Genomic DNA, 4,744 nt, shown 5'->3' on the forward strand with positions numbered 1-4,744 from the left:
AAACAAGCGCCGGTGGTGACCGCTGCGGTCAAGACGGTTTTTGCTCACACCGAACCCGACGACATCGATGCCCAGTGGGATCAGGTCGCTGACACCTTGGAACCGTCGTTTCCGAAGGTGGCCACCATGATGCGTGATGGGAAGGCTGATGTGTTGGCGTTCAGCGGGTTTCCCAAGGCGCACTGGCAGAAGATCTGGTCCAACAACCCGATCGAACGGTTGAACAAGGAGATCAAACGTCGGGCTGATGTTGTGGAGATCTTCCCCAACCCGGCCGCGTTTCTGCGGCTGGCGACCGCGGTGGTGATCGAGGCCCACGACGAGTGGCAGGTCACCCGCCGCTACCTGTCCGATGTGTCCATGACCGAACTCAAGAAGGTGATCGCCGCCAAACAACACGCCACCAAAGCACTGGACTAATCCCACCAAACCGCCTAGCATTCAACATGACTCGTTGATCACCACGCGTGATTCCACGCCGATCCGAAGTCCACCACTCCACGGGGCACTACCTTCTGCGGCTGGGGCTCATGCTCGCGTTGGAACGGAGACCCGTAGAACCACGCGCCCGCGAGATGTACCTCCAGGTACGTGCGCAAGCACAGAACCAACTGCGCGAAGCGGCAATGGACATATCTCCGGATCTCGACGCTGCCGCGCTCGATCAACTCGCCACCTATGCCATGGCAGGTGCCGACGGACTCTTCATCGCCAAGGAGATCGGCGGTGATTCGGTCGATCTGCCCGCCATGTTCGATCTCCATGGCCGCATGGTCATCGATGCCGCGCTCCAACTCGCCGAAGCAACCCGAGACGAGGACTCATGAACTCTCCCCTACCCACCGCCGACCTCGATGTTTGGGCGGACAGGCTACACAACGCGCTGACCGACAGTTCGCCCATTCCTCCGTTGAGCGACAGCATCCCCGACCTCGACGTCGCCGGCGCGTATGCGATCCAACAGCGCAATCTGCATCGCCTGCTCGGCGGAGGTGCGCGGCTGGTCGGCCGCAAGATCGGTCTGACGTCCGCGCCGATGCAGCATTTGCTGGGAGTCGACGAGCCCGACTACGGATTCATTCTCGACACCATGGTGTTTCCCGACGGTGGCTCGATTCGGCTGTCAACGCTGTGCGCGCCGCGGGTTGAGCCGGAGATCGCATTCCGGCTCAACCGACCCCTACAAGGGCCAGGTGTCAGCGTTGCCGATGTCCTCGACGCGACGGATGCGGTGGCCGCTGCCCTGGAGATCGTGGACAGCCGGATTACTGATTGGCGAATCACCCTGTGCGACACCATCGCCGACAACGCGAGCTCCGCCGCAGTTGTCCTCGGCCCCTGGGTGCCGATCAACGACGCACCCGACCTCGACGACATCTCCGCATCTCTACACGTCAACGGCCGGCAGGTCGACAACGGCGTTGCCACCGCGGTCCTCGGGCACCCCGCAGAGGCGGTGGCGTGGTTGGCAAACGCCTTGGCCGCATTCGACACCGGGCTGCAGGCCGGAGAGTTCGTCATGTCCGGATCGATCACCGCGGCCGTGTTCGTCCACGCCGGCGATGCAGCGGCCGCTGACCTGTCCGGCCTGGGCCGCGTCTCCATCGACTTCACCTGAGAGAACCAATGATGACCACAACACAGCGCTATCCCGTTGCCATCATCGGCTCGGGAAACATCGGCACCGATCTGATGATCAAGATTCTCCGCAGCGACGGGCCCCTCGAGGTGGTCGCCATGGTGGGGATCGACCCGAACTCCGACGGTTTGGCGCGTGCCCAGCGTTTCGGGGTCGCCACCACCGCCGAAGGTGTCGACGGGTTGCTCGCCATGGACGAGTTCGCCGATGTCCAAATGGTTTTCGACGCCACCTCCGCCGGTGCGCACCGCGCCAACTGGAGCAAACTCGAGCCCACCAAGGTTCGGGTGCTCGACCTCACGCCGGCGTCAATCGGCCCGTTCTGCGTGCCGGTGGTCAACCTCGATGAACACTTGGATGCGCCGAACCTGAACATGGTGACGTGTGGCGGGCAGGCGACCGTTCCGATCGCTGCCGCCGTCGGCGCAGTCCCCCCCCCGTGTCGTACGCCGAGATCATCTCCTCGATCTCCTCCAGATCAGCGGGCCCGGGAACTCGCGCCAACATCGACGAATTCACCGAGACGACCGCCACCGCGCTGCGCGAGGTCGGGGGCGCGCAACGCGGAAAAGCTGTGATGATTCTCAACCCGGCCGACCCGCCGATCCTCATGCGCGACACCGTGTATTGCCTCGTCGACGGGGACACCGACCATTCGGCGATCGAAGCGTCGATCATCGAGATGGTCGAACGGGTCAATTCTTACGTCCCCGGCTACCGGCTCAAGCAACGCGTGCAATTCGAGACGTTCACCGCCGATACCCCGCTCTACATTCCCGAGACCGGCAAGTTCAGCGGCACACGAGTCACCACGATGCTCGAGGTGACCGGCGCAACACACTACTTGCCCGCGTACGCCGGCAACCTCGACATCATGACCTCGGCCGCCAAAGCCACCGCCGAACGCATAGCCGCTTACGCCACCCAGTCCACCGGAGTCACCTCATGACCGCGATTTACGTCAGCGACGTCACCCTGCGAGACGGCATGCACGCGATCCGACACCAGTACACGACCGAGCAAGTGGTTGCCATCGCGACGGCGCTCGACACCGCCGGTGTCGATTCGATCGAGGTCGCGCACGGCGACGGACTTGCGGGTTCGAGCTGCATCTACGGTTTCGGTGCCCACACCGACCTGGAATGGATCGAAGCCGTCGCCGGGGCGGTCGAACGCGCCGCAGTTGCGACGCTACTGCTACCCGGGATCGGAACCGTAGGCAATCTGAAGGATGCCTACCGCGCGGGCGCACGAACAGTGCGGGTCGCGACACACTGCACCGAAGCAGACATCTCTGCCCAGCACATCGCGGCTGCCCGCGAACTCGGCATGGACACTGTCGGCTTTCTGATGATGAGTCATATGGCCACCCCGCTGGAGCTGGCCCGCCAAGCCGTCCTGATGGAGTCCTACGGCGCCACCTGCGTGTATGTCGTCGATTCCGGAGGTGCGATGACCATGCGTGACATCGCTGAGCGCTGCGACGCTTTGCGTGGAGTTCTGCACGGCGACACCGAGATCGGCATCCACGCGCACCACAATCTCTCACTGGGTGTGGCCAACTCGCTGGTGGCGGTCGAGCATGGCGCCAATCGTGTCGACGCGTCGCTGGCCGGAATGGGCGCCGGTGCAGGCAATGCGCCGCTGGAGGTGTTCGTGGCGGCCGCCACGCGAAGCGGTATCGACCACCGCTGTGATCTCAACGCGCTCGAGGACGCCGCCGACGACCTCGTCCGCCCGTTGCAGGACCGGCCCGTGCGCGTCGATCGCGAAACGCTGACCCTGGGCTATGCCGGCGTGTACTCCAGCTTCCTGCGCCACGCGGAGACCATCGCCGAACGCTACGACATCGATGCCCGCAGCTTGCTGGTGGAAGCCGGTCGCCGGGGGATGGTGGGTGGCCAAGAAGACATGCTCGTCGACATCGCGCTCGACCTGCTCGCCGGCAGTCGAACGCAGGCGTCTGAGGTCGTCGATGCGCGACGGCCAATGTCTGAGCCATCGTCCACCGCCGGTGTCGATCTGCCGTCCGGACGGTGGGGGCACCGTGGAGTGCTCTTCGCGATGTGCCTGGCGCTCATACTTGTCGTGGCCTCGGTGTCAGCGCTCAATCTCGCGCTCCCCGACCTGGCGATCAGTCTCGAGGCGGACAACACGGCCCTGACCTGGATCGCCGACGGGTACACCGTCGCGTTGGCGGCGCTGGTTCTGCCGCTCGGTGCGGTCGGCGACCGTATCGGAAGGCGCACGGTACTCATTGTCGGCGCGGTCGTATTCGCCGCCGCATCTTTGGCGGCCGCATGCGCGGACTCCACGATTTCGCTGATCGCAGCACGGGTGGTGATGGGTGTTGGCGCAGCGATGATCATGCCCGGCACCCTGTCGACGATCACCGCCACCTTCCCGCCCGAACAGCGCAGCAAGGGAGTGGCGATCTGGTCGGGATTCGCCGCAGCAGGAGCGATCATCGGCATGCTCGTCGCCGGAACGCTGCTTGAACGCTGGGGATGGCAATCGATCTTCGTCACGAGCGCCGCCGTCGGCGTGGTGGCCGCAGTCGCCGCCGCAGCCCTGGCGCCGAACACCCGTGATCACGACCCCCACAAGTTCGATGTAATCGGTGCGCTGGCAACATCTATCGCAATCGGCACCCTGGTCTTCGCGATCATCGAAGGCAACGATCGTGGCTGGACGACTCTCCCGGTCCTCATCTGCGCTGGAGTCTGCGTTCTCGGCTTCGTCGTCTACGCGGTCCAAGGGATGCGCACCCACCACCCGCTACTGGACCCGCAGCTGTTCGGGCTCCCCGGCTTCCGAGCGGGCGCCATCGTGGTGCTGACCCAGTTCATGGCCATCTTCGGGTTCTTCTTCGTAGGGTTGCAGTACCTGCAACTCATCCTCGAATACAGCCCACTACTGGCGGCGATCGCATTGATCCCCGTGGCAGCAGTGGTGATGCCCACGGCCACAGTCACTCCGCGCCTGGTGTCGTGGGCGGGTTTGAAATATGGGCTCTTCTGTCATGGATGTGGGTGGGTGTGGGTGTGGTATGGGAGTTCGAGGGTGACCGGTCCGCAGGCGAGCAGGATCATGGCGAGTGCGTTT

General features: G+C 64.2%; 3 protein-coding genes and 3 pseudogenes. All 6 read left to right on the plus strand.

Annotated features, from left to right (window positions below):
* A partial coding sequence (locus tag ACWDTF_RS24580) for a transposase (RefSeq protein ID WP_449755231.1) occupies positions 1 to 420 on the plus strand: 420 nt, incomplete at its 5' end.
* Positions 421 to 515: 95 nt separating this feature from the next.
* Positions 516 to 827, plus strand: a pseudogene (locus ACWDTF_RS24585) (TetR/AcrR family transcriptional regulator); the annotation flags it as partial.
* The gene (locus ACWDTF_RS24590; RefSeq protein ID WP_355279485.1) at positions 824 to 1,618 is read left to right on the plus strand and encodes a 2-keto-4-pentenoate hydratase; all 795 of its coding nucleotides are present in this window, start codon (positions 824 to 826) and stop codon (positions 1,616 to 1,618) included. The pseudogene ACWDTF_RS24585 and the gene ACWDTF_RS24590, both read left to right, overlap by 4 nt.
* A gap of 11 nt (positions 1,619 to 1,629) precedes the next feature.
* A pseudogene (locus tag ACWDTF_RS24595) lies at positions 1,630 to 2,588 on the plus strand (acetaldehyde dehydrogenase (acetylating)).
* Positions 2,585 to 3,583: pseudogene (gene dmpG, locus ACWDTF_RS24600) on the plus strand (4-hydroxy-2-oxovalerate aldolase); the annotation flags it as partial. The pseudogenes ACWDTF_RS24595 and dmpG, both read left to right, overlap by 4 nt.
* A 120-nt stretch (positions 3,584 to 3,703) precedes the next feature.
* Positions 3,704 to 4,744: MFS transporter (locus tag ACWDTF_RS24605; protein ID WP_355279487.1), on the plus strand; the 1,041-nt coding region annotated here is incomplete at its 3' end.

Source organism: Gordonia sp. NPDC003422 (assembly GCF_053588675.1).

Coding starts and splice junctions, on each gene's coding strand:
- ACWDTF_RS24590 (WP_355279485.1), top strand. CDS start 824: ATGAACTCTCCCCTACCCACCGCCGACCTCGATGTTTGGGCGGACAGG.